We start from the raw sequence: 25052 nt of genomic DNA on the forward strand, positions 1-25052 counted from the left end.
GCCGCCCGAGATCCGTGACGTCGGCGCGGCCCTCAACCATCTGGCCGCCCGCATCCGCGAGCTGCTGGCCCGCGAGCGCGAGGCGGTCGCCGATCTCTCCCACCGGCTGCGCACCCCCGTCACGGCGCTGCGGCTGGAGGCCGAGACCCTGCGCGACAAGGACGAGGCCGCGCGGGTGGGAGAGGCCGTCGACAGCGTCGAGCGCATGGTCAGCCAGGTGATCCGAGAGGCGCGCCGGTTCGACCGGGGCGGCACGCCGAGCTGCGACGCGGCCCAGGTGGTCGGCGACCGCGTCGCCTTCTGGTCCGCGCTGGCGGAGGACCAGGACCGGCCGCTCCGCCTCGGTCTGGCCGACGGCCCGATCGCCGTGGGGGTGAGCGGCCCGGAGCTGGCGGCCTGCGTCGACCTGCTGCTGGAGAACGTGTTCGCCCACACCCCCGACGGGACCCCGTTCACCGTCGAGCTGACGGCGCGGCCCGGGGGCGGGGCCCTGCTGGTGATCGCCGACGAGGGGACCGGCTTCGCCCTCCCGGACCCGGTCGGCCGCGGGGCGAGCGGCGGATCCTCCACCGGCCTCGGCCTCGACATCGCACGCCGTACCGCGGAGGACTCGGGCGGGCGGCTGCGGGCCGGCTCGTCGCCCTCGGGGGGAGCCGAGGTCATCCTCGAACTCGGCCCCGGCCTGACTTAGCGATTCTTTAGGAACCTCGCAGCATCTCGCTATCGCCCGGGCGGGCACTCTCGAAGAGTCATCGCGAATCCCCCGGAATCGCGGCTTTCCCCGGACAACGGAGCACCCCTGATGCGCAAGCCAGTGATCATCTTTACCGGAATCGCCCTCGCCGCGCTCACGGTCGGCGGCGGCGTCGCCTTCGCCGACCGGGACGACAGCGGCCCGGCTCTCTCCCCGCCCGCCGGCACGGCCACCGCCACCCCCGGCACGGCCACTCCCGCCCCGGACACCGACGATGACGCGGACGTCACGCGCAAGCCCGCCGTACTGGCGGAGCAGGCACAGCAGACCGCGCTCGCCCGGGTGAGCGGCGGATGGGTCACCTCCTCCGACCTGGAGACCGAGGGCGGCACCACCTCGTGGGAGATCGAGATCGCCGACGGCGCGGGAGCCGGACGGGAGATCGTCGTCGACGCCACCACCGGCAAGATCCTCTCTGAGGCGGCCGACACCCACGACGACCAGAACGACGATCAGGACGACGACTGACCGGCCGCCCGAGACGGCCGGTGACCAGGACGTGCCCCCGCCCGGCTGACGGTCCGGCGGGGGCCGGACCGCCGGACATCGGCCGCCGCGCGGTCTCCGGCCGTGCCGGCACCCTCCCGCTGACCGTGGAAGCCGCCTAAGGAGACCGGTCCTTTCCGAGGACGTCTCCGCGGGCGCTACCGGGCGCGGAAGGGCGCCGGCGACGAGGCGCGGTTCAGCGTGTCGGCTCCCACCCGCGCCGCGGTTTCCGGGAGCCACGCTGGTCGTCGCGGCTGCGGTAGACCACGTACGGCCGGGTCAGGTACCCGACCGGGGCGGTGAGCATGTGCACCAGCCGGGTGAACGGCCAGATGGCGAACAGCAGCAGGGCGCTGAGCGCGTGCAGCTGGAACAGCGGCGGGGCGCCGGCCATCAGCGCCGGATCCGGTTGGAAGTAGAAGATCGACCGGAACCACGGCGAGATGGTCGTGCGGTAGTCGTAGCCGCCGCCGATGATGTTGGCCGCGACCGTGGCGGCCAGGCCCAGCACGATGACCAGGGCGAGGACGGCGTACATGAGTTTGTCGTTGCGGGTGGTGGCGGTGAACACCGGGCCGACGGTGCGGCGGCGGTAGATCAGGATCGCCAGGCCGCCCAGGGTGGCCACGCCCGCGACGGTGCCGAGCACGACGGCGGTGATGTGGTAGGCCTCCTCGCTCACACCGGCCGCCTCGGTCCAGCTCTTGGGGATCACCAGGCCGCCGATGTGACCGAGCAGCACGACCAGGATGCCGAAGTGGAACAGCGGGCTGCCGATGCGCAGCAGCCGCGACTCGTACATCTGCGACGAGCGGGTGGTCCAGCCGAACTTGTCATAGCGGTAGCGCCACACGTGACCAAGCACGAACACGGTGATGGCCAGGTAGGGGGCCACCACCCACAGCACCACATCGAGGGCGTTCACCGGCGTCCTTCCATTACGGCGAAGGGTTCGAGCCCGACTTCCTCGGCCGGCGGCCCCTGGGTCGCCAGCCGCAGCGCGGCCTCCTGGTCTCGCAGACTGGCGGCGGGGAGCGTGGCCAGCACCGCGATCACGACGTCGACGTACGGCGACCTTTCCGACTCCAGGGACTTGCGCAGCAGTTCCAGGCCGGCCCGGTTCTCCAGCAGCAGACGTCTGGCCTGCTTGACGGCCCCGCGCGCCAGCAGCTCGCACACCACCGGCAGGTGGTCGGGCAGCTCGCCGTCGGTGAGCTCGAAGCCCGCCTCGCGGAAGGCGTGTTTGAACCGCAGCAGGGCGGCGCCGCGTTTGCGGGTGTCACCGTAGGCGTAGTAGGTGAGATACAGGCAGCAGCGCCGTTTAAGGTCGAACGTCGCCACGTAGTGGGCGGCCAGGTCGCTCTGCGCCGTGGCGCCGAGGTGGTCGAGGAAGGCGGTCAGCCGGGTGCGGACCTCGCCTCCGGGAAGCGCGGCCACCGCGTCGGTCAGGGTCCGCCGCTCGCCGTACAGCGTGTCGTCGGGGTAGCTGAGCAGTACCGACGCCACCAGGTGGGCGCTGCGCAGCTCGCTTTCGCTGAGGGTTGTCATGGTTCCTTCCTGCCGTTCTTGTCCGGGAAGAGACCGTCGGGCGTCCCCTTGCCGTCCCAGTTGAGGAGGTTGACCCGGTTCTGCCGGTCCTCGGGGTCGACCAGGGCGCCGGTGGTCTGCCGGTCCTTCAGCGCGTGGAAGTTCTCCACCGCGACCGGGACGGGCATGCCGGAGGCCTCACCGAACGGGCCGCCCATGCCGGGGCCGCCCTCGAAGTCGAGGCTGCAGCCGCTCATCGACTCCTCCAGCCGCGCACCCTGCTCGGCGTGCGCCTTGGGGATGACGTAGCGCTCGCTGTAGGCGGCGATGGCCAGCAGCCGATACATCTCCTCGACCCGTTCACCGGTCATGCCGACCGCCGTGGCGATCGACTCGTCCCGCTCCCGCCCGAGGTTGATCTGCCGCATGTAGGACCGCATCGCCGCGAGCCTGCGCAGGACGTTGCGTACCGGCTCGGGATCCCCGGCGGTGAACAGCTCGGCCAGGTAGCCGATCGGGATGCGCAGCGCGTCGATCGCGCCGAAGAGGTTGTCCGCGTCCTCCCCGTCGTGCCCCGTACCGCTCAGCACGTCGACGACCGGCGACAGCGGCGGGATGTACCAGACCATGGGCATGGTGCGGTACTCCGGGTGCAGCGGCAGCGCCACCCCGAAATCGAAGATCAGCTTATAGATGGGGGAGCGCCGCGCGGCCTCCAGCCAGTCCTCGGGGATCCCCTCCGCCCGGGCCGCGGCGATCACCTCGGGGTCGTTCGGATCCAGCAGCACGCTCCGCTGCGCCTCGTAGAGGTCCTTCTCGTCGGGGACGGAGGCGGCCTCGGCGACCCGGTCGGCGTCGTAGAGGATCAGCCCGATGTAGCGCAGCCGGCCCACGCACGTCTCCGAGCAGACGGTGGGGATGCCCACCTCGACCCGCGGGTAGCAGAAGGTGCACTTCTCGGCCTTGCCGGTCTTGTGGTTGAAGTAGACCTTCTTGTAAGGGCAGCCGGTCACGCACATCCGCCAGCCGCGGCAGCGGTCTTGGTCGACCAGGACGATGCCGTCCTCGGAACGCTTGTACATCGCCCCCGACGGGCAGGAGGCCACGCACGAGGGGTTGAGGCAGTGCTCGCAGATGCGCGGCAGGTAGAACATGAAGGCCTGCTCGAACTCCAGCTTCACCTGGTCCGACAGCTTGCGCAGCACCGGGTCGGCGGGGGCCAGCTCCGGCCCGCCGGCCAGGTTGTCGTCCCAGTTCGCGCTCCAGCTGATCTTGGTGTTCTCGCCGGTGATGAGCGACTTGGGACGGGCGACAGGGGTGTCGTCCTGCATGGGGGCGGAGAACAGCCTGTCGTAGTCGTAGGTCCAGGGCTCGTAGTAGTCCTGGATCGACGGCATCAGCGGGTTGGCGAAGATCGAAAACAGCTTGCGCAGCCGCCCGCCGGCCTTGAGCTGGAGCCGGCCACGGTGGTTCAGCTCCCACCCGCCCCGCCACTTCTCCTGGTCCTGGTAGGTGCGGGGGTAGCCCTGTCCGGGGCGGGTCTCGACGTTGTTGAACCAGACGTATTCGGTGCCCGCCCGGTTCGTCCAGGCCTGCTTGCAGGTGACGGAGCAGGTGTGGCAGCCGATGCACTTGTCCAGGTTCATCACCATGGCGAGTTGGGCCATGACTTTGGTCATTGGTCGTTCACCTATCCTTGTTCGCCTGGCGGACGGCCCTGTTCCCCGGCCTGCCGCTCCACTCACCGCTTCGGATGTGTCCGCGCATCAGTAGTCGACCTCCTGCGAGCGACGGCGGATCACGGTGATCTCGTCGCGCTGGTTACCGGTCGGCCCGAGATAGTTGAAGGCGAACGACAGCTGGGCGTAGCCGCCGATGAGATGGGTGGGTTTGATCATCAGGCGGGTGAGGGAGTTGTGGATGCCGCCGCGCCTGCCGGAGGCCTCGGTCTTGGGCACGTCCACGACCCGTTCCTGGGCGTGGTACATGTACACGGTCCCGGTGGGCATGCGGTGCGAGACGATCGCCCGCGCGACCACGACGCCGTTGCGGTTGAGCGCCTCGACCCAGTCGTTGTCGCGGATCCCCGCCCGAGCGGCGTCGGCGGGGCTCATCCAGATGGTCGGGCCGCCCCGGGACAGGGTCAGCATCAGCAGGTTGTCCTGGTATTCGGAGTGGATGGACCATTTGGAGTGCGGGGTGAGGTAGCGCACGGTGATGCCCTGTTCGCCGCCCTCGCCGATGCCCGGCTCGCCGAACAGCACTGTCATGTTCAGCGGGGGCCGGTAGATCGGCAGCGCCTCGCCGGCCTCGTGCATCCAGTCGTGGTCCAGGAAGAAGTGCTGGCGTCCGGTGAGGGTGTGCCAGGGCTTGCGGTGCTCGACGTTGATGGTGAAGGCCGAGTAGCGGCGCCCGCCGGTCTCGCTGCCCGACCATTCCGGCGAGGTGGTCACCGGGACCGGCCGCGCCTGGGTGTCGGCGAAGGTGATCTTCTTGTGCTCGTCGGCGAGTCCGTCGAAGCCGGTGCCGGTACGGCGGGCCAGCGTGGCGAACCCCTGGGCGGCCAGATGCCCGTTGGTCGTGCCCGAGAGCGCGAGGATGGCCTCGCACATGTCGGTGTCGCGGGCCAGGGACGGCCGGCCGTCGGCCACCCCGCCGTGGACGGTCCCGTTCATGCCGCGCAGCCGGTCCATCTCACCGGCGACGTCGTACGTGATGCCCTTGGTCGTGGCGCCGAGCCGGTCCGCCAGCGGGCCGAGCGAGGCCATCTTCTCCGCGACGGCGCCGTAGTCCCGCTCGACCGTCACGATCTTGGGGAAGTTCCGGCCGGGCACGGGCACCTCGCCGGTCTGCCGCCAGTCCCGCACGTGACCGTGCGGGGTGGCCAGCTCGTCGGCCGTGTCGTGCAGCAGCGGCACCGCGACCACGTCCTGGCGCACCCCCAGCCGGGGGCCGGCCAGCGCGCTGAACTTCTTGGCGATCGCCTGGAAGGCGGCGAAGTCGGTGCGGGTCTGCCAGGGCGGGTCGATCGCCGGGGAGAAGGCGTGCACGAACGGGTGCATGTCGGTGGAGGACAGGTCGTGCTTCTCGTACCAGGTCGCGGCCGGCAGCACGATGTCGGAGAACAGCGTCGTGGACGTCATCCGGAAGTCCAGCGACAGCAGCAGGTCGAGCTTGCCCTGCGGCGCCTCCTCATGCCACCGGACGTCGTCCGGCCGCTGCTCGGGCGCGGCCTCCTCGGCCCGCACGGAGGAGTCGGTGCCGAGCAGGTGACGCAGGAAGTACTCGTTGCCCTTGGCCGAGGAGCCCAGCAGGTTGGCCCGCCAGACGGTCAGCACCCGAGGCCAGTTGCCCGGCGCGTCGGGGTCCTCGCAGGCGAAGCCGAGCTTCCCCGAGCCGGCCTGTTCCGCGACGTAGGCCCCGGTCTCCTGGCCCGCCGCGGCCGCCTCCCCGGCCAGGTCGAGGGAGTTGCGGTCGAACGTCGGGTAGGACGGCATCCAGCCCATCCGGGCCGACTGCGACAGCAGGTCCGCGGTCGACTTCCCGGTGAACGCGCCGCCGCCGAGCGGGGAGGAGACGGTGTCGGCGCTGTAGGTGTCATAGCGCCACTGGTCGGTGTGGAGGTACCAGTAGGCGGTGCCGATCATCTGCCGGGGCGGGCGCACCCAGTCCAGCCCGAACGCCATCTGCGCCCATCCGGTGATCGGCCGGCACTTCTCCTGGCCGACGTAGTGCGCCCAGCCGCCGCCGTTGACGCCCTGGCAGCCGGTCAGCGTGGTCAGCGCCAGGAAGCAGCGGTAGATCGTGTCGGAGTGGAACCAGTGGTTGGTCCCCGCCCCCATGATGATCATGGAGCGGCCGCCGGACTCCTCGGCGGTCCGGGCGAACTCGCGGGCGATCTTCACCGCCTTCGCCGCCGGCACGCCGGTGATCGCCTCCTGCCAGGCCGGGGTGTACGGCGCGGTCGCGTCCTCGTAGGAGCTCGACTGCGCCCCCGGCGTCCCGGTACGGCTGACGCCGTACTGGGCCAGCATGAGGTCGAAGACCGTCGTGACGAGGCGGCCCGCGATCCGGCGGGCGGGAACGTCACGCCGCAGCACCCCGTCGCCCTCCGGCTGGTCGAACCTGGGCAGCGCGACCGTCACGCTCTCCGCATCGCCGGTCCCGTCGAGGGTGAGGAGCGGGTCCACCTCGCCGAGGTCCAGGTTCCAGCGGCCCTCGCCCTCGGCGGAGTAGCGGAAGCCGAGCGAGCCGTTGGGCACGGCCGGCTCACCGGTCACCCGGTCGACCAGCACCGTCTTGAAGGCCGCCTCCGTCCCGTCCTCCCCGAGGTCGGCCGCGGTGAGGAACTTGGCGGGCACGTGGACGCCGTCGCGCTCGTCCAGCGTCACCAGGAACGGCAGGTCGCTGTGGCGCTTGACGTAGTCGGTGAAGTACGGCACCTGCCGGTCGACGAAGAACTCCTTGAGGATCACGTGGCCCATCGCCATGGCCAGCGCGCCGTCGGTGCCCGGATGCGGGGCGAGCCACTCGTCGGCGAACTTGGTCGCGTCGCTGTAGTCGGGCGAGACCACGACGACCTTCTGCCCCCGGTAGCGGGCCTCGGTCATGTAGTGCGCGTCCGGGGTGCGGGTGACCGGGACGTTGGAGCCCCACAGCATCAGGTAGGCGGCGTCCCACCAGTCGGCCGACTCCGGCACGTCGGTCTGGTCGCCGAAGACCTGCGGGGAGGCGACGGGCAGGTCGGCGTACCAGTCGTAGAACGACAGCATGGTCCCGCCGATCAGCGACACGAACCGGGCGCCCGAGGCGTGGGAGACCATCGACATGGCCGGGATGGGGGAGAACCCGGCGACCCGGTCGGGGCCGTGGGCCTCGATGGTGTGCACGTGCGCGGCCGCGATCATCTCGGTGGCCTCGTCCCAGCTGATGCGGACCAGCCCGCCCTTGCCGCGCGCCGACTGGTAGCGGCGGCGGCGCTCGGGGTCGGAGGTGACGTCGGCCCACGCCGCCACCGGGTCGCCCAGCCGCGCCTTGGCCTCCCGGTACATCTCCACCAGCACCCCGCGCGCGTAGGGGTAGCGGACCCGGGTGGGGGAGTAGGTGTACCAGGAGAAGGCCGCGCCCCGGGGGCAGCCGCGCGGTTCGTACTCGGGACGGTCCGGGCCCACGCTGGGATAGTCGGTCTGCTGGGACTCCCAGGTGATGATCCCGTCCTTGACGTAGACCTTCCACGAGCACGAACCGGTGCAGTTCACCCCGTGCGTCGAACGGACCACCTTGTCGTGGCTCCAGCGGTCCCGGTAGAAGGCGTCCCCCTGACGTCCACCGATCTGGTGCAGCGTCCGCAGATCCGCGGAGACCTCACCGGGACGAAGGTGGCGGCCCAGCCGGAGCAGAGCGTCGTCGATCGGCCCATCCATGCCAGCCATATGTGTACCCCTCTTATTGTTTTCATGGATCGGACTGTTCCCCGCCGGCGTCAAGACCGCTCGCCTGCCCGCAGGACGAACCAGCAGTAGACGAAGGCGGCCGAGGCGACCACCGCCAGCAGCATCAGCCCGATGGCGTAGGAGCCGGTGGCCTGGTAGATCAGTCCCATCAGGATCGGCGGCAGGAACCCGCCGAGACCACCGGCCGCGCCGACCACCCCGGTCGCGCTGCCCACCATCCGGGCGGGCACCGCCCGCCCCAGCAAGGCGAAAACCGCGCCGTTGCCCAGACCCAGCGCGGCGGCCATGGTCAGGAAACCGACCGTCGCCAGCGGCATCGCCGGAGCGAAGGCCACGATGATCGCGCACACGGACACGGCCGCCAGCGCCCAGCCCAGCACCGGCCGGCCCCCCACCCGGTCGGCCAGCCAGCCGCCGACGGGACGGGTCAGCGTGGCCAGCAGCACGAACCCCGCGGCCCGGGCCGCCGCGTCGGCGGTGGTCAGCCCGTAGGCGGCCTTGAGATACAGCGGCAGGTAGACGCCGAAGGCGACGAACCCGCCGAAGGTCAGGGCGTACATCGCCGCCAGTTCCCGGGTGATCCGCAACCGCGCCGCGGCGAGGAAGCGGGTGAGGAACGGCTCGGTGGCCGCCTGGGTCCCCGGGGCGTCGCGGCCCACGGTCAGGAAGGCCAGACCGACGAGGACCAGGGCGGCGGCGACCACGAAGAACGGGATCCTGTGCCCGAACTCGACCGCCAGCCAGGGGGTGGCGAAGCCGGAGACCGCGGTGCCGACGTTGCCCATGCCGAAGACGCCCAGCGCCAGGCCGCGGCGCTCCGGCGGGAACCATCCGTTCACGTACGGCACGCCGATGGCGAAGGTCGCCCCGGTCATGCCCAGCAGCAGTCCGCCGACCAGCAGGGTCGGGTAGCTCTCGGCGAAGGCGAGGAACACCACGGGGACCACGCCGAGCAGGCTCGCCACCGCGAACACCGACCGCCCGCCGTAGCGGTCGGTCAGGCCGCCGAGCACGATCCGCCCCAGCGACCCGACGATGACCGGTACGGCCACCAGGACCGACACCTCAAGCGGACTCAGCCCCAGGAGGTCCTTGTAGGTGGGGCCGAGCGGGCTGAGCAGGGCCCAGGCCCAGAAGTTCACCGCGAAGGCGGTCGTCGCGAGCACCAGTGCGGCCGTCCTGCCGCCCCTGGTCACTTCGCGTACGGGCTGTCGGACGGTGGTCATCGGGCCGATCCCTCCAGGGACAGACGTTGCGTGAGTCACTTGCTAAGGCGCTCCCAGCTTTGTGTGACGAGATATGCCCGCATCAGAGTCTTTAGTCCTATCGAATCCGTCCAAAGGCCCGGACCGGAATAGCGGCCGGCTGCGCGGGCGTGCCGCGGCGCGACGTCGACCTGACGGGCCGGCTCGCCCTGGAGGCCAGGTCAGCCGGGATGGACCCGGCGGCCGGACACCTGTTCGGCCACGATGACGATGAAGTGGTCCCGGGCCCCCGGCGCCCACGGCAGCAACGGCAACGCGGCCAGGCCGGCGATCTCCGCCGGGTCGTCCACGGCCCGCGCGTGCCCCACGACGGTCACCGACCACCCGGTGCGTGTGTCCGGATCGAAGTCGTCGGCCTCGAAGGCCACGACGGTCCGGCGGGTCGCGGCGGCGAGCTTGGAACCCGTCGTCGTGCGGATGACGATGTCCTCACCGCGGAGGTGGAAGTTGACCGGCTGAACGGCGGGGAGAGCGCGGTCGGTGAAGACGATCCGCCCGATGGGGGACGTGGCCAGCAGATGCATGCACTCCTCTCGGGAGAGCACCTGCAGACCGGCCGAATCACATTTCATCCGTACAGCATCGTGGAGCGCTCATGCCTTAGGGCAGGGCCGAAAGTCCTTTTCTCCTCTCCCGGCGGTCGGCGGCTTTTCTCTCCCCGCGGTGTCCATGAGAGGACGTTCGCCGGGGCCGCCTCCCTGCCGTCCCGCGACGTGCTGAAACCATGGGATGTGCTGAAGCCACGGGAGGAGGAACGTCATGATCCTGGTGGGAGTCGATGGTTCACCCGCCGCGCTTGAGGCCGTGAGCTGGGCGGTACAGGAGGCCGCGCTCCGCGACGCCGGGCTGCGCCTCGTGCACGTCATGCCGGCCTGGCCGCTGGAGATGTCCGAGGACGCGCCGTACGCCGACGTGGGCCGGTGGATGCGCGACGGGGCCGCCTCCATGCTGACGGAGGGGGTGGAGCGGGCACGGGAAGAGGACGGCCGTGTCAGGGTGGAGTCGCAGTTGCTCCCGGGTGACCCCCGGCTCGTCCTGATCGAGGAGGCGAAGGACGCCGACCTCCTGGTGGTCGGCAGTCACGGGCTGGGCGGGTTCTCCGGCATGCTGCTGGGGTCGGTCGCGCTGGGCGTGGCCGGCCATGCCTCCTGCCCGGTCGCCGTCGTGCGGACGGTGCCCGCACAGCCGCGCGGCGAGGTGGTCGTCGGCGTCGACGGCTCTCCGGCCGGTATGGCCGCCGTCGGATTCGCCTTCGCCGAGGCGTCCCTGCGCGGCGCCGCTCTGCGGGCGGTTCACGCGTGGAGCCGGCCCGTCGTCGGGGGCGGCCCGTTCGCCCGGACGGCCGCCGAGGAGAGGGCCGAGGGGGAGCGGCGCCTGCTGGCCGAGGTGCTGGCGGGCTGGGCCGGGCGCCATCCGGACGTCAAGGTCACCGAGCAGGTGGAGCACGGACACCCGGTGGAGGTCCTGAAAAGCGCCTCGCGACAGGCCGACCTGCTGGTCGTGGGGTCACGCGGACGAGGCGGCCTCGCCGGACTGCTGCTCGGCTCGGTCAGCCACGCGCTGCTGCATCACGCCGCCTGCCCGCTGGTCGTGGCGTCCGGAACGCCGGCATGGAGGCCCTCCGTCTCCTGATCTCGTATCGCCCCTCGACATCACATTAGGTAAGGCTGCCCTAATATTACTTAGGTTTTACTTGCCTAACTTGTGGAGTGAGATATGAGATCCCCGATCCGCCGTCGCTGGGCGATCACCGCGGTCGCGCTCATGGCCGTGCTGGGACCGGCCGCCTGCGCCTCCGGCGCGGGCACCGCCGAGAAGGCGGAAGCCGCCGGGGCGAAAAGCGAGACGCGGAGCGTCCAGCACGAGCTCGGCACGGCGGAGATCCCCCTCGAGGCCAAGCGGATCGTCTCGGTGAGCGTGTCCATGACCGGTCACCTGCTGGCACTGGACGCGCCCGTGGTGGCCTCGCAGGCCACGGCGCCCGGACCGTTCACCGACGGCAACGGGTTCTTCAAGCAGTGGGCGGACGTCGCCGCGCAGCGGGGCGTCCAGGTGGTCTACCAGGGCTTCGAGGCGGACATCGAGAAGGTCATCGCGGCCAGGCCCGACCTCATCATCGGCTCCGCCTCCGGCGCGGACAGCACGGCGAAGGTGTACGAGCGGCTCAAGGGCATCGCGCCGACCGTACTGTTCCGGCACGACAACCTGACCTGGCAGGAGCTCATGACCAAACTGGGCGGCGCGCTCGGCCTGGAGGAGAACGCCGAGAAGGTCCTCGCCGCCTACGACCGGCGCGTGGCCGAGGTGAAGGGCAAGATCAAGACGCCCGAGCAGGAGGTCGTGGTGTTCCGCGACAACAACACCGACATCCCGGTGTTCACCGCCGAGTCCGCCCAGGGCGGGCTGCTCGCCTCGCTCGGCTTCACGATCCACCCGGTCGAGGCCTCCCTCGCCGCCGAGTCCACCAAGGAAGGCGGCGGCCGCAAGGACATCGTCAACCTCGCACAGGAGAACGTCGTCAGGGCGTTCGGGGACAGCTCGATCTTCTTCGCCGGTCACAGCCCCGAGCAGATCGCCGCCACCCAGGCCAAGCCGCTCTGGAAGGACCTGGCCGCCGTCCGTGACAAGCGGGTCCACGACCTCGGCCTCGACGCGTTCCGGATCGACTACTACAGCGCGTCCAACATCATCGACCGCCTCGAGCAGCAGTTCGCCGGCTGATGCGCACCATCCCGCCGCAGTTCCCGCGTCCCGCCCCGCCCGAGATCGTTCCAGGCCCACGCGTCCAGGCGCTGGCCGCCGAGCTGAGGGCGGGGCGGCCGGAAGCGCTCGGCGCTTTCTGGGAGGAGGCGGCCTCACGGGGAACACCCCTGGTCGAGGAGATCCCCGGCGACCCGGGCCACCGCGCCGTGACGTTCCTGTGGCGCGGGGACGCGCACGACGTGCTCGTCATGGCCAACAAGCTCACCGACCCCAGCGTGCTGGACGAGAGCCTGATGGAACGGCTCGGCGGCACCGATGTCTGGCACCGCACCTACCGGGTCGGCTCAGGCTGGCGAGCCTCCTACCGGCTGGCGCCGCGCGGCCGTACGGCCCCCGGGCCGATCGGCGACGAGGCGGCGCGGCGGCGGGACGCCATGCTCGCCGCCGGGTCCCCGGCGTCGCGCGCGGCGGTCGAGCGCTGGTGCCTGGGGCTCGCCCAGGCCGTCGCCGACCCGCTCAACCCGCGGACCTGGCGCGGGCACTCGGTCGTGGAGCTACCGGACGCGCCCCCGCAGCGGTGGCTCGCGCCCGGGCCCTCGCGAGGCGAGCTGAGCCGTCACACGATCGCCGGGCGGACAGTGTGGCGGTACGAGCCGGAACTGCGGCCCCGGGGAACCCTCGTCCTGCTGGACGGCCAGGACTGGACGGAGGACCTGCCCGTCATTCTCGGCAATCTCGTCGAGGCGGGAGCCGTACCGCCGCTGACCGCCCTGCTGCCTGAGTCGGGCACGCCCGGTGACAGGGCCCGCGACCTGACGTGCGACGACCGCTTCCTGTCCTTTCTGGCGGACGAGCTGCCCATCGGGGAGCATCCGGCGTCCCGTACCGTCGTCGCGGGCCAGAGTCTCGGCGGGCTGGCCGCGCTCCACGCCGCGTACCGCCGGCCGGACCGGTTCGGGGCGGCCGTCTCGCAGTCCGGATCCTTCTGGTGGCCCAACGAGCCCGCCGAGCCTGGCGGGCCGGACGAGCCGGACGAGCCGAACGAGCCCAGCGGGCCCAGCGGGCCCGCCAGGCCCGCCGGCTCCGGCCGGGAGTGGCTGACCGGCGAGCTGGCCGCCGCCGGCCGGGTCCCCGCGCGCTGTTACGTCGAGGTCGGCACCCAGGAGTGGGCGCTGCTGGGCCCGACCCGGCGGCTGCGCGACGTGCTCCGTGCGAAGGGCTGCGACCTGACCTACCGCGAGTACGAGGGCGGCCACGACGGCGCCTGCTGGCGCGGCTCACTCGCCGACGGCCTGATCGCCGCCTTCGGGGGCGGAGGTCAGGAACGTCCGGACCGCCACTCGCGGTGGAGCAGCCAGGCGAGGTAGAGACCGCCGAGTCCCCCGGTCAGCACGCCCACGGGAAGCTGACCGGGGGTCGGCAACCGCTGGGCCAGCAGATCGGCGGCTCCCAGCAGCAGGGCTCCGGTCACCGCCCCCGCGGCGACGCCCGCGCCGGGCGCCCTGGTCAGCCGCCGGGCGAGCTGCGGGGCGGCGAGCGCGACGAAGGTGATGGGACCGGCGGCGGAGACCGCCACGCCCGACAGCAGCACGGCGACGACCAGCAGCGCGAGGCGGCGCCGCTCCACCCGGAGGCCGAGCGCGGCGGCCGTGTCGTCCCCCATCTCCATGGGGCCCAGCGACCGGCTCAGCGCCACCGCCGCGGGCAGCAGGACGAGCATCGCCGCGGCCACCGGCCAGACCCGCTCCCAGCCGGTCCCCGCCAGGCTGCCGATGAGCCACACCTTCGCCCCCTGCGATTCGTACAGGTCGGCCCTGGTCAGCAGGTAGGCGATGAGCGAGTGGAGCATGGCGGTGACGCCGATGCCGACGAGCACCAGCCGGGTGCCCTGTACCCCGCGCCTGAAGGACAGCGCGTACACCCCCAGGGCCGCGGCCAGGCCGCAGGCCAGCGCGCCGGCGGCGAGCGTCGGCGCGTCGGTGGTCCCGACGACGAGGATCATCAGGACGGCGCCCGCGGCGGCGCCCGCGTTCACCCCGATGACGTCCGGGCTGCCGAGCGGGTTGCGGGTCAGGCTCTGCACGACGGCGCCGCCGACGCCGAGAGCCGCCCCGACCAGGAGGGCGAGCAGCACGCGCGGGGCGCGCAGCTCGTAGACCACCATCTCGCTCGTGGCGTCGCCCTGTCCGAGCAGGGTGCCGACGACGTCCCCGACGGAGATCGCCGAACCGGTGCCCATGGCGGCCAGCCCGACCGCGAGGGCGGCGGCGAGCAGGACCGCGACGACCGCGGCCGACCGGAGGTGGACCCGCAGCGAGATCCGCCGGGACGGGGTGCTGAGGGTGCGGTGGGCACTCATGTACGGGCGACCTTCCGCCGGCGGAGGAGATAGATGAACACCGGGGCGCCGATGAACGCGGTGACGATGCCGCTCTCCAGCTCGCCCGGCCGTACGACGACCCGGCCCACGACGTCCGCGGTGAGAAGCAGCGCCGGGGCCAGCACGGCCGAGTAGACCAGCACCCAGCGATGGTCGGGCCCGGTGAAGGCGCGGACGGCGTGCGGGGCCATGAGCCCGATGAAGCCGATCGGCCCGGCGGCGGCGGTGGCGGCGCCGCAGAGCAACATGATCGCGGTGGCTCCGGTGAGCCGGACGCGGGCCAGGCTCACCCCCAGCCCCTGGCCGGTCTGCTCGCCCAGGGCGACGGCGTTGAGGCCGCGCCCGAGGGTGAGGGCGAGCACGGCGCCCACCGCGACGAACGGCGCGATCTGCCGGACGACGTCCGCGTCCCTTCCGGCGAGCGCGCCCACGTCCCAGAAACGCCACTGGTCGAATACCCCGGAGTCCAGGGTGAGCACCCCGTTGATGACCGCGATCAGCGCGGCGCTGACGGCCGTTCCGGCGAGCACCAGCCGCGCCGGGTTCGCGGCGCCGCGCCCCGTGGCGCCGAGCGCGTAGACGGCGACCGTGGCCAGGGCGGCGCCCACCAGCGAGAACCACACCCAGGTCCGCACGTCGGTGACGCCGAAGAACAGGATGGAGCAGACCACGGCCAGTGAGGCGCCGGAGTTGACGCCGAGCAGGCCGGGATCGGCGAGCGGGTTGCGGGTGAGTGCCTGCATGAGCGCTCCGGCCAGGCCGAGCGCGGCGCCGACGCAGACACCGAGCAGTGTCCGCGGGATCCGCAGGTCGTGGATGATCGCGGCGGTCTCCCCGCCCGCGGGGTGCCACAGTTCCCGCCAGAGCTCTCCGAGCGGGATCGTCTGGGCGCCGATCGCGATGCTGAGCACGGCCGCCACCGCCAGGACCGCACATGAGACGGCAAGCCCTGTCCACCGCATCGAACCCTCCGTAATTTTAGGGAAGGCTTACCTTACCTTTAGGTAACACGGGCCTCCAACCCGCCCTGGACCGTTCTCCGCCCGATCCGGATCGGCGGCGGGCGGGTGCGGCCGTCTGCAAGCGACGCGCAACTCGCGCCTGGCAGGCTGTACCCCATTCGCACTGAAGGGGTTATATGTTTGGGATCGTCCGTCCGTGTCGCCATGGGATGTGCAGCGGGCTTTTCAAGGAGTGGATGGCGCACCTGTGCGGTCTCTGCCTGGCGCTCCGGGATGAACACGGTCACGCCTCCCGGTTGGTGACCAACTACGACGGCCTGCTCGTCTCGGTGCTCACCGAAGCGCAGACGGTCGCCTCCTCCCCGCAGCGCCGGGCGGGGATGTGCGCTCTGCGCGGGTTCAAGGGCGCCGACGTCGTCGAGGCCGAGGGAGTGCGGCTGGCGGCGTCGGTCTCCCTGATCCTGGCCGCGGGCAAGATCAAGGACCATGTCGCGGACGGGGACGGCGCCTACGCGCGGAAGCCGGTGGCCGCCGCCGCCGAGCGGGTCGCCGCCCGCTGGTCGGTCGCGGGACTGCGTACGGCCGCCGCCCTCGGCTTCGCCCCGGACCCCCTGACCAGGGCGGTCGAGGATCAGGCCAGGCTGGAGAACACTCCGGGCCTGAGCCTGCTGGAGCTCACCGCTCCCACCGAGGCCGCGGTCGCCGCAGCCTTCGGCCACACGGCCCTGCTCGCGGGCAAGCCGCGCAACCGGGATCCGCTGGAGGAGGCGGGACGTTACTTCGGCCGTCTGGCCCACCTGCTCGACGCGGTGGAGGATCTGGCGCGGGACCGCGCCGCCGGCTCCTACAACCCGCTGATCGCCTCCGGCGCCGACCTGGAAACCGCCCGGCGGCACTGCGAGGACGCACTCCTCGGCCTGGAGCTGACGGTGGCCGAGCTCGATCTGGAAAGGCGGAGGCTGGTCAGGGCACTGCTGGTCAAGGAGGTCGGGCACTCCGTCACCCGTGTCTTCGGCGAGGCCGGGACGGAGGCCGGGAGCAAGAAGAAGAACCCGCAGGCGCCTCCGGACGACCCCCGGCTCAAACCGGATCCGGGTGGCCTGCTGTCGTTGATGTGCGTCGCGATGGCCTGCTGCACCTGCGGTCTGTACCGCCCCCCGTGGGACGAGGACCGCTACAAGTCGTGCGGCGAGCGGTGCGACCCCGGCGGCTGCGACGCCTGCGGCTCGTGCTGCGACGGCTGTTCGGGCTGCTGCTCGTGCTGCGAAGGCTGCTCGTGCTGCGACTGCTAGACGAGTGAGTACGATCATCTCCGGTCAGTGGTCATGGGCGATCAGTGACCGGGTGATCGAGGTGCTGGTCGCGCCGGATCGCGGCGGCCGTCGCCGGTACGCGCTGAGCGACCCGGACGGCGACTCCTTCGACGCTGCTGTCAGGCGATGCCCAGCACCAGGGCGGCGATCACCGGGCCCATGTACAGCAGGGGGAAGACGACGGTCGAGTACGAGCGCGCCCGCAGCACGGTGACGACGGCTCCGGCGAAGTACAGCACCAGGCCGATCCCGGCCAGGACGCCGACGATCGGCACGAACAGGCCGACCAGCAGGCCCGCGGCCCCTACGGCCTTGACTGCGCCGAGCCAGGTCCACCACGAGCGGGGGACGCCGTAGTCCATCAGCGGCTTCACGACCCACTCGGCGCGGCGAAGGAGGGAGAAGGCGGAGAAACCCACCCAGAGGGCGGCCAGGACGGTGACGACGGTGGTGACGGACATGGGGGACACTCCCTAGCTGGTGCTTTCTTGTGACACCGATCCTGCGAGCCCCGATTGATAGAACCGCGATGCGTCCACGATGCGCGGCTTCCCGACCGACCTGTGACCCAGCGGTGGACCATCCCGCTCGAAAGGCTCCGGACTCGCCCGTCCAGGAATCGGGCCGGGCGGGCGAGCTCGGCATGACCACCAGGACACTGCCGGCCGGACCCGCCCCTGGATCTGTCGACCGGACATGGCGAGCGTGGCGGAGGAGTCGGCGGCCACGCGGCGCATCCAGGTCGACACCCGAGGCCGTGAGGTCACGCGGTTCCGCGCCGAGGCGGCGAAGACGCCGAACGTGAGCGGTCAGGAAGACAGTACTGACTGCAGCACCCGCGGGACGGAGTCCGGCCGGAAAATAACGGAATAGATGATTCTGTTCTGCTATGATGGAGGCATGACGACCCGCCCCCGAAAGGTGACGGGTCGGGCCGAGCGGAGAGATGGGGAACAATGAACGACAACACCGCGACCGAGTGGACCGTGCTGAACGACGCGCACGAGGCGCTGCGCACGGCTGTCCGCGGCGTGGCCGCCGGTGACTGGGGCCGGCCCACCCCCTGTACGGCGTGGACCGTGACCCAGGTGCTCCAGCACGCCGCGGGCGACCAGCTCGGCTTCGCCGCCTTCATCACGGGAGGACCGGGGCCGTCCGAGGACCCGTTCGCGCCCTCCGGCACGCTGAGCGCCTCCCCCTCGGCGGTGGCGGAGGAGGCGATGAAGGCCTCCGCCGACGCCTGGGCGACCGTCGGCAAGGACGTCCAGGAGGTCGCGGTCCCGGTGCCGCCGGGCAAGCTGACCGCCTCGGTCGGGGTCGGTGCCTGCGCCCTCGACGCCGCGGTCCACGCCTGGGACATCGCCGTCGCCACCGGTCAGTCCTCGCCGCTCACCCCGGAGCTCGCCCGGCAGCTGATGCCCGTCGCCGCCGCCATCGTCGAGCCGCTCAGGGCGTACGGCGCCTACGCGCCGGCGCTCGGAGCCGAAGACGGGGACGACGACGTCACCGCGCTGCTCCGCTACCTCGGCCGCCGCCCCGACTGGACCGCCTGACCGGCGATCCGCCGTATCTCCCGCGGTCACCCGGAGGAGGTGCGGCGACGCGGACGCGCAGCCGGAAGAAACCGCCGCCCCGGCAGGCCGGGCCGGCGGCCCGGCGGCGCCCGGCGCCGCCGCGCGGGCCCGGTCCAGCGTGGCGAACGGCCGCTCGGCCGTACCTGGACCGGAGTCGTCACCTGAGGGATCGACGAAGAACACGGAGGTGGCCTCTCACGTGTATGGCGTATACATCTGGTATACAGCATATACATAGAGGGGGTCAGGATGGTGGATCCGGAGCGCAGCACCGAACTGCTGTGGGGGGCGAGATCCAGGCGCGGTCTCAGCCTGGAGCGGATCGTGCGTGCCGCGATCGAGCTGGCCGACGCCGAGGGCCTGGCGGCGGTGTCCATGCGGCGGGTGGCCGAGCGGCTCGGCTTCACCACCATGTCGCTCTACCGTCACGTTCCGGGCAAGGCGGAGCTGGTCGACCTCATGCGCGACGAGGTGGCGGGCGAGGAGCCGGCCGCCGGCGCCGATCGGCGGCCGGGCTGGCGGGCGGAGCTGGAGGCGTGGGCGCGGGACGGGCTGGCGCTCTACCGGCGGCACCCCTGGCTGGCCGAGCCGTCAGGGACCCGGCGGGTGCCCGGGCCGAACGCGGTGGCGGGCTTCGAGCGGGCGCTGGGCGCGGCGGCGCGGGCCGGGCTGCCGCCCGCGGAGGTGGTGGCGGTGGTGACCCTCGTCGGCGGGTTCGTCGAGAGTGCCGCCCGTCAGGTGCTGGAGACCGCCCGGGCCGAGCGGCGCACCGGTGTCAGCGAGGAGGAGTGGTGGGGGGCCCGCGACTCGCTCTTCCAGCACCTCGACCGGTATCCGACGCTGAGCCGCATCTACCGGGAGGGGGGATACGACACGCCGCTGGACCCGTTCGAGTTCGGCCTGCAGCGGGTGCTTGACGGGGTAGAAGCGCTAGTCCGTGACGGAACACGTGATGAAACGCGTGATGAAACTCGATGTGCGGTGTGCGGCAAGACCGTTGAAGCCGCCGCCACGGGCCGGCCGCGGGACTACTGCTCCCGGGCCTGCAGGCAACGCGCCTACCGGACGCGTAAGAGCTGACCGGTCCGGTACCGGGGCGTCCACCGAAATGATTTCCCGGTGGACGCCGTACCGCCCGCCGGTCCCGGCGGAGAAGATCCGGTGGCCGATCGGGCGGTGTTCACCGGCCCGTCACGGCCGCACCGTGAGGCGGCGCGGCCGCGGCCGCCCGGTCAGGTGGCGGTGCTTTCGGCCGCGTCGGCCACCGGCGGCGCCGGGGGGAACGGGATCTCGGCCAGGACGGGGAGAAGCGACTCCTCCTCGTAGTCGAGGTGCGCCGTCAGCTCCTCCGACATCCGGTCCAGCTCGGTGCGGAAACGCCGGGGATCGGCGGTGCCGACGTCGGCCAGCAGGGCGAGCAGTTCGCCCTGGATGCGAGAGACCGTCCGGTGCTCGTCGCGGAGCCGGTCGAGGGTGTCGCGCAGGTGGGGGTGCCAGCTCGCCAGGGCGGGGAAGATGTGCGCGTCCTCGCCGGTGTGGTGGAACTCCAGGGACTCGCAGAACGCCAGGCAGTGCTGCCGCAGTTGCAGTCCCAGGCCCGGCGCGGGCGGTTCGCCGGGCCCCTGGTGGGCGGCCCGCGCGGCGAAGTGGGCGTCGGCCTCGGCGCGCACGTGCCGCAGCTGCGAGCGCAGCCAGGTGTGGATCTCCAGGAGCTTTTCGGCGAGGTTGGTGACCTCGCGGCCGTCCTGCCCCGCCTCGGGTTCGGAGCGCTCCAGCACCACGACCGGCAGGGGCCGGGCGGTGCGGGTCTGGTAGTCGGCGTAGCCGGGCGCCGTGCGCACCACGTGCTCGAACAGCCGCTCGCGCCGTGCGCCCTCGGCGGGCACCGCGATCGCCGCGAACATCTCGGTGCCGACCTCCACCCGCACCATGGGATGGGCGAGCAGGTTGTGGTACCAGGCGGGGTGACGGGGCGCGCCGCCGGCGGACGCGACGATCAGCAGCAGGTCGCCGTCGCGGACGTAGCCGAGGGGAACGGTGTGCTCGTGCCCCGACTTCGCGCCGGTGGTGGTCAGCAGCAGGAGGTCGCCGCCCTCGAAGGGGCCGCCGACCTTTCCCCCGTTGGCTCGGAACTCCTCGATGATCGGCTCGTTGAAGGATGTGGACATACGGTGTCTGGTCTCCAAAAAGGGTATGGCGATGGTGGATGACGGTGATGCGCGCAGCGCGCGATGACCGCACGTGAACCCGCCTGGAGATGGGCGCCGGTCGAGCACACGGAGCCGTGGACGGTCGCCGGGACGCGGCGACGGCCGGGGCGGCATGATGCACCGACGTCACACGGCGGTGCCGGGCAACCGCGGAGGACAGGGGACGACGTGCGGAGGCGACTACGTCAGACGCAGGGCGCGGAGTATGAACTCATGGCATCGTCCCTCAGTGAATGGTGCCGCCCGATCACCGGCCTGCCCACTGCTCTCGGCCGGTGGCACGCGACACGCGGACTATTACAGCCATCCGGTAGCCGCCTGTCAACACAGAAGATCTCCCGCCGACCGGCTGACAGCGGCCTCGACAAACAGGAAAGCTCAAAGTTGCATGGTGCGCGAGTCCGGGTATGGACGGACAAGGACGCACCATTCACAGTGATCCGCCACAGGAGCGCCGATGACCCGTTCCACAGCCGAGGTCTCCAGTGTCGAGCAGCCCCCGTCGCCTGATCAGGCCCCGATGCGGGTGGCCCTGCCTCCCGAGCTGATGGCTCGGCAGTGCCCGTTCGACCCGCCTCGGGCACTGGCCGAGGAGCACGGGAAGGCGCCGGTCGGCCAGGTGAGGCTGGCCACCGGGGAAAAGATATGGCTGGTCACCGGCCTGGACGAGGCCCGCGCCGTGCTGTCCGATCCCCGGTTCAGCGCCGACCGGTTCAACCGGCGCAACGCCCTGGTCTCGGTGCCCGAGGAGATGCGCGAGAAGCTGTTCGACGCGCGCGCCAGAGCCGGGCAGTTCCTGGCCATGGACCCGCCGGAGCACACCCGCCTGCGCAAGCTGGTCATCGGCCAGTTCACCCTGCGCCGGATGCGTGCGCTCATCCCGCGCATCACCGAGATCGTCGATGCCCACCTGGACGCGATGGCGGCCGCGGGCACCTCCGCGGATCTGGTCGGCGCCTTCGCCCTGCCCGTGCCGTCCCTGGTGATCTGCGAGCTGCTCGGCGTCCCGTACGAGGCACGCACCGACTTCCAGCGCCGCACGTCGACCCTCATCCGCATGGACACGCCGCTGGAGGAGGTGGTGCGGGTCCGCGACGAGATGCGGCAGTTCATGCACGAGCTGGTGGCCGCCAAGCGCGCCCGGCCCGACGACGGCCTGATCTCCGGGCTGATCCACGGCGACCACGCTGGGGAGCTCACCGACGACGAAGTGGTCGGCATCGCCAACCTGCTGCTCACCGCCGGGCACGAGACCACGGCCAACATGATCGGTCTGGGCGTCTTCGCCCTGCTGGAGCACCCCGAACAGCTCGAACTGCTGCGCCGCGACCCCGAGGTGGCCGGCCAGGCCATCGAGGAACTGCTGCGCTACCTCTCGATCGTCCACCTGGGCCCCTTCCGCATCGCCACCGAGGACGTGAGGGTCGGCGGCGAGCTGATCCCGGAGGGCGGCACGGTGATGATCTCGACGCCGCAGATCAACCGGGACCCCGCCCACTGGGACGACCCGGCCGCCCTCGACCTCGCCCGCGAGCGCAACCCGCACCTGTCCTTCGGGCACGGCGTCCACCAGTGCCTGGGGCAGCAACTCGCCCGCGCGGAGATGGCCGTCGCCCTGCCCGCCCTGGTCCGCCGCTTCCCGCACCTGCGGCTGGACTGCCGTCCAGAGGAGGTGCCGCTGCGCGACAACATGTTCGTGTACGGCGTGCACTCCCTGCCGGTCGCCTGGGACGCCCCCGAGGACGCCACGGCTACATGACCTGCCGGTTCCCGTCTGCTGGTGCGTCGCTGATCAGGATTCGGTCATGGTGATGTAGAGGTCCAGGGCTTCTTGGGGCGTGCCGGTGAACCAGAGCGCCTTCCGGCGCCGCCCGCGTGATGCCCTGCCCGCGGTCGACGGACGTAGAAGCAGGTGATCCGCCGGTCCGGCAGCGGTGGCGCGCCCTTGCCGTAGACACGTCTGTGCTTGATGTTCGACAGTTCTTCCGCGCTGCCGTACTGGCACCAGCCTTGTGCGACACCGTACTCGGCGAGGACGAGCGCGGCGTGGGCGCGGTCGGTCAGGACCCGCTCCTGCTCGACCGCGCGGAGGCTGATCCCCGCTCGCCGCACTCCGGGTGGTAGCCGATGCCCCAGCACCCGCCGAAGATCCCGTTGTTGCGCTCGACCAGCTCCGCGAACCCGTCCCACGTCGAGGCGTCCAGGGGGGCGGATGGTGTACGGCATCGCGGTCAGGCCTCGGCGAGCAGCCGGGCGAGGTCGGTCGGCCGGGTGACCATGGGCCAGTGGCCGGAGTCGATGTCGACGAAGTCGATGTGCTTGACCCTGGCGAGCTCGGGCACGTCACCGGCGTCGATCCACTCCTGCGCCTGGGCGGGGGTGAACTCGGGGCACACGATCACGACCGGGACGTCGAATCGGCGCTCGTCCGTCAGCGACACCACGGCCTTGGCCACGCCCTCGGGGACGGGGACCCAGGCGGCGGCCATGCGCCGCCTGGTCTCCTCGTCGAGGTCGGCGGTGTCGGGTCCCTCGAACGGGCCCCAGCCGGGGAAGGGCATGACGCCCTCGTCGATGGGGAAGAAGTCGGCGTAGGTTCCGCCGTCGGTGGCGGGGAAGCCGCCGACGAAGACGACCTTGGCCACCCGTTCCGGCCGGGCGTCGGCGGCCAGCCAGGCCAGCGTGCAGGCGGCGGAGTGCCCCACCACCATGACCTTGTCCTGCGCGGCGTCCAACGCGGCGAGCACCGCGGCCACCTGGTCGTCGAGGGTGGCGGAGGTGGATCCGTCGCCCTGGCCCGGGAGTGTGATCGGCACGGGGCGGTGGCCGAGCGGCCCGAGGGCGGCGGCGACCTCGTCCCAGGCGGATCCGTCGAGCCAGAGACCGCCGATGAGCAGGATGTCCATGATCTGTTCGCTTTCTTCCGTGAGGTGCGGTTCCCAACCGTAGAGCCGATTCCGGACGATTCACTTCCTGTATTCTCCGAGCGTGCCGAGCGATCTCAGCCCCACCGCACGAGCCCTGCGGACCCTGGAGATCCTCCAGAACCGCCCCGGCACGACGGCCGCCGAAATCGCCGAGCGGCTGGAGGTCACCGACCGCGCCGCGCGCCGATACATCGGCATCCTCCGGGAAGCGGGCATCGCCGTCGATTCGGCCCGCGGCCCGCACGGCGGCTACCGGCTACAGCGCGGCACACGGCTGCCTCCGGTCGTCTTCACGCAGGCAGAGGCGCTGGTTCTGGTCATGGCGGTGCTCGACGGACAGCCGGCCGACGACGACCTCGTCGGCACCGCGCTGGGCAAGGTCATCCAGGCACTGCCCGAGAGCGTCGGACGGCAGGCGGCAGCGCTGCGCGAGCATGCGGCGGCCGCGCCGGACCGGCACTCGACCCGCCCCGATCCCGCGACCATCAGCGCACTCGTCGCCGCCGTCGCGATCCGGCGCCGCGTGCTGGTCACCTACCGGAGCGGCGCGGGCCAGGAGTGGGAGGCCGAGGTGGACCCCTGGGCGGTCGTCGTTCGCCACGGACGCTGGTATCTCCTGTGCCACTCCCATCGCGCGGCCGCGCTCCGCACCTACCGCGTCGACCGGATCCTGGCCGCCCAGCAGACTGGTCACGGCTTCGAGCCGCCCGACGGCCTCGACCCGGTCGCGACGCTGGAGGAGCACCTGGGAACTGGATGGTCGTTCGCCACCCGCGTGGTGTTCGACGCCCCGCCGGCCGAGGTGGCGCCGTGGATCCGGCCGCCCATGGGGCGCCTGGAACCGGTGGGCGAGGGGTGCGTGCTCACCGGCAGCACCAACAACCCGGCCATGTACGCCCAGGAGTGGCTGGCGACCGTGCCTTTCGCCTTCCGCGTCGAAGGCGGACCCGAACTCCGCGCCGCGGTCGCGAAGCTCGCGGCACGGCTCACCACCGCCCTGGCGGACCGGGACGACCAGACGATGGCTTAGTGGTCGAGTCTCGAAGTCCTTCGGGGGGCTGATCATGCCGCCTACGGGATCGAGGATGGTTCGCGCCGGTCGGCTGCGTGTCGGTCGAGCCTGGCCAGCAGACCGTCTAGGTCGGAGGTGGTGAACCTCCACTGGAGCGGCTGTGCCACGGCGTTGTAGCGGTCTTCGAATACTCGGAGCCGATCCCGGACCTGGGTCAGGTCCGGGAAATCGTTGGGTGAGACGACCTTGCGCTGGACGGATGGTTGCCCGCTGCCGGGCCTGATGCGGGGTCTTGTGGCGGTGGGCCGTCTTCTTCAGCCGGTGGCGTTCGCAGGCGCTCAGCACGACGGGCACGGCGAGGGTAACGGGCACCGGGGTGCGTGTCTCAGTTCATCGTGTCCGCTGGCTGTCTTCCGCTGTTTCTCGGAGTCGCGTGCTCGTTGCAGCGCCGGAGGGAACGGGATGACCTCGCTGCCGAGTTCCAGC

The 25052-nt window shown here is 71.6% G+C and carries 22 protein-coding genes; 10 read left to right on the forward strand and 12 right to left on the reverse strand.

Annotated elements, in window-relative coordinates; translation table 11 throughout:
• Both CA984_RS21205 and CA984_RS21210 read left to right on the forward strand, forming a co-directional pair.
• The coding region (locus tag CA984_RS21205) for a sensor histidine kinase (protein ID WP_133061730.1) at positions 1-691 on the forward strand (691 nt) is incomplete at its 5' end.
• A 111-nt stretch (positions 692-802) separates the two neighbouring features.
• Entirely contained in the window at positions 803-1222 is a 420-nt protein-coding gene (locus tag CA984_RS21210) for a PepSY domain-containing protein (protein ID WP_086575037.1), read from the forward strand.
• A 214-nt stretch (positions 1223-1436) separates the two neighbouring features.
• Here CA984_RS21210 and narI read toward each other — a convergent pair whose 3' ends face one another.
• From narI to CA984_RS21240, 6 genes are all read right to left on the reverse strand, one after another.
• Positions 1437-2165, reverse strand: coding sequence for a respiratory nitrate reductase subunit gamma (gene narI / locus CA984_RS21215; protein ID WP_086575039.1), 729 nt, complete (start codon positions 2163-2165; stop codon positions 1437-1439).
• Positions 2162-2788, reverse strand: a complete 627-nt coding sequence (narJ, locus tag CA984_RS21220; RefSeq protein WP_086575041.1) for a nitrate reductase molybdenum cofactor assembly chaperone — start codon at positions 2786-2788, stop codon at positions 2162-2164. The genes narI and narJ overlap by 4 nt, the downstream gene beginning before the upstream one ends.
• On the reverse strand, positions 2785-4446 hold the full coding sequence (gene narH, locus CA984_RS21225) for a nitrate reductase subunit beta (protein WP_086575043.1): 1662 nt from the start codon (positions 4444-4446) through the stop codon (positions 2785-2787). Before narH ends, narJ begins: the two co-directional genes overlap by 4 nt.
• Positions 4447-4533: 87 nt before the next feature.
• Positions 4534-8199, reverse strand: coding sequence for a nitrate reductase subunit alpha (locus CA984_RS21230; RefSeq protein WP_086575045.1), 3666 nt, complete (start codon positions 8197-8199; stop codon positions 4534-4536).
• 50 nt (positions 8200-8249) lie between these two features.
• Complete coding sequence (locus CA984_RS21235; RefSeq protein ID WP_086575047.1) at positions 8250-9446, reverse strand: MFS transporter; 1197 nt, start codon at positions 9444-9446, stop codon at positions 8250-8252.
• Between the two features lie 200 nt (positions 9447-9646).
• Complete coding sequence (locus CA984_RS21240) at positions 9647-10057, reverse strand: pyridoxamine 5'-phosphate oxidase family protein (protein WP_086575049.1); 411 nt, start codon at positions 10055-10057, stop codon at positions 9647-9649.
• A gap of 187 nt (positions 10058-10244) precedes the next feature.
• Here CA984_RS21240 and CA984_RS21245 point away from each other — a divergent pair, with 187 nt between their 5' ends.
• From CA984_RS21245 to fes, 3 genes are all read left to right on the forward strand, one after another.
• On the forward strand, positions 10245-11117 hold the full coding sequence (locus CA984_RS21245) for a universal stress protein (protein ID WP_086575051.1): 873 nt from the start codon (positions 10245-10247) through the stop codon (positions 11115-11117).
• Between the two features lie 84 nt (positions 11118-11201).
• A complete protein-coding gene (gene fepB, locus CA984_RS21250; RefSeq protein ID WP_086575054.1) occupies positions 11202-12206 on the forward strand; it encodes a Fe2+-enterobactin ABC transporter substrate-binding protein in 1005 nt (334 codons plus the stop codon).
• Positions 12206-13555: an enterochelin esterase gene (gene fes, locus CA984_RS21255; RefSeq protein WP_086575056.1), complete on the forward strand. Its 1350-nt coding sequence runs from the start codon at positions 12206-12208 to the stop codon at positions 13553-13555. Before fepB ends, fes begins: the two co-directional genes overlap by 1 nt.
• Here fes and CA984_RS21260 read toward each other — a convergent pair.
• Both CA984_RS21260 and CA984_RS21265 read right to left on the reverse strand, forming a co-directional pair.
• Positions 13507-14547, reverse strand: coding sequence for a FecCD family ABC transporter permease (locus CA984_RS21260; protein WP_086575058.1), 1041 nt, complete (start codon positions 14545-14547; stop codon positions 13507-13509). The two genes, fes and CA984_RS21260, sit on opposite strands and share 49 nt — an antisense overlap.
• Positions 14544-15530, reverse strand: coding sequence for a FecCD family ABC transporter permease (locus tag CA984_RS21265; RefSeq protein ID WP_086575061.1), 987 nt, complete (start codon positions 15528-15530; stop codon positions 14544-14546). The genes CA984_RS21260 and CA984_RS21265 overlap by 4 nt, the downstream gene beginning before the upstream one ends.
• A 176-nt stretch (positions 15531-15706) precedes the next feature.
• Here CA984_RS21265 and CA984_RS21270 point away from each other — a divergent pair, with 176 nt between their 5' ends.
• Entirely contained in the window at positions 15707-16822 is a 1116-nt protein-coding gene (locus CA984_RS21270) for a DUF5685 family protein (protein ID WP_086575063.1), read from the forward strand.
• A 140-nt stretch (positions 16823-16962) separates the two neighbouring features.
• Here CA984_RS21270 and CA984_RS21275 read toward each other — a convergent pair whose 3' ends face one another.
• Positions 16963-17304 carry a DoxX family protein gene (locus CA984_RS21275; RefSeq protein WP_086575065.1) on the reverse strand — a complete coding sequence of 114 codons (342 nt, stop codon included), beginning with the start codon at positions 17302-17304 and terminating at the stop codon, positions 16963-16965.
• 495 nt (positions 17305-17799) lie between these two features.
• Between CA984_RS21275 and CA984_RS21280 the strand changes: the two genes are divergently transcribed.
• Together CA984_RS21280 and CA984_RS21285 are read left to right on the forward strand one after the other, a co-directional pair.
• Complete coding sequence (locus CA984_RS21280; RefSeq protein WP_086575067.1) at positions 17800-18396, forward strand: TIGR03086 family metal-binding protein; 597 nt, start codon at positions 17800-17802, stop codon at positions 18394-18396.
• A gap of 270 nt (positions 18397-18666) precedes the next feature.
• Entirely contained in the window at positions 18667-19497 is an 831-nt protein-coding gene (locus tag CA984_RS21285; protein ID WP_086575069.1) for a TetR/AcrR family transcriptional regulator, read from the forward strand.
• A gap of 152 nt (positions 19498-19649) precedes the next feature.
• Here the strand turns inward: CA984_RS21285 and CA984_RS21290 are convergent, their stop codons facing one another.
• Entirely contained in the window at positions 19650-20585 is a 936-nt protein-coding gene (locus CA984_RS21290; protein ID WP_086575071.1) for a nitroreductase/quinone reductase family protein, read from the reverse strand.
• Positions 20586-21084: 499 nt separating this feature from the next.
• On the opposite strand from CA984_RS21290, the gene CA984_RS21295 reads away from it, so the two are divergent.
• Positions 21085-22386 (forward strand): cytochrome P450, encoded by a 1302-nt coding sequence (locus tag CA984_RS21295; protein ID WP_086575073.1) that lies wholly within the window; start codon positions 21085-21087, stop codon positions 22384-22386.
• Between the two features lie 44 nt (positions 22387-22430).
• On the opposite strand, the gene CA984_RS21300 is transcribed toward CA984_RS21295, so the two are convergent.
• Both CA984_RS21300 and CA984_RS21305 read right to left on the reverse strand, forming a co-directional pair.
• Entirely contained in the window at positions 22431-22766 is a 336-nt protein-coding gene (locus CA984_RS21300; protein ID WP_207620967.1) for a hypothetical protein, read from the reverse strand.
• Positions 22767-22858: 92 nt separating this feature from the next.
• Positions 22859-23533: an alpha/beta fold hydrolase gene (locus CA984_RS21305; RefSeq protein ID WP_086575075.1), complete on the reverse strand. Its 675-nt coding sequence runs from the start codon at positions 23531-23533 to the stop codon at positions 22859-22861.
• Between the two features lie 82 nt (positions 23534-23615).
• Between CA984_RS21305 and CA984_RS21310 the strand changes: the two genes are divergently transcribed.
• Positions 23616-24584, forward strand: a complete 969-nt coding sequence (locus CA984_RS21310; RefSeq protein WP_086575077.1) for a helix-turn-helix transcriptional regulator — start codon at positions 23616-23618, stop codon at positions 24582-24584.
• Positions 24585-25052: the final 468 nt, after the last annotated feature.

Source organism: Streptosporangium minutum (assembly GCF_002149035.1).
Taxonomy (GTDB): Bacteria; Actinomycetota; Actinomycetes; order Streptosporangiales; family Streptosporangiaceae; genus Streptosporangium; species Streptosporangium minutum.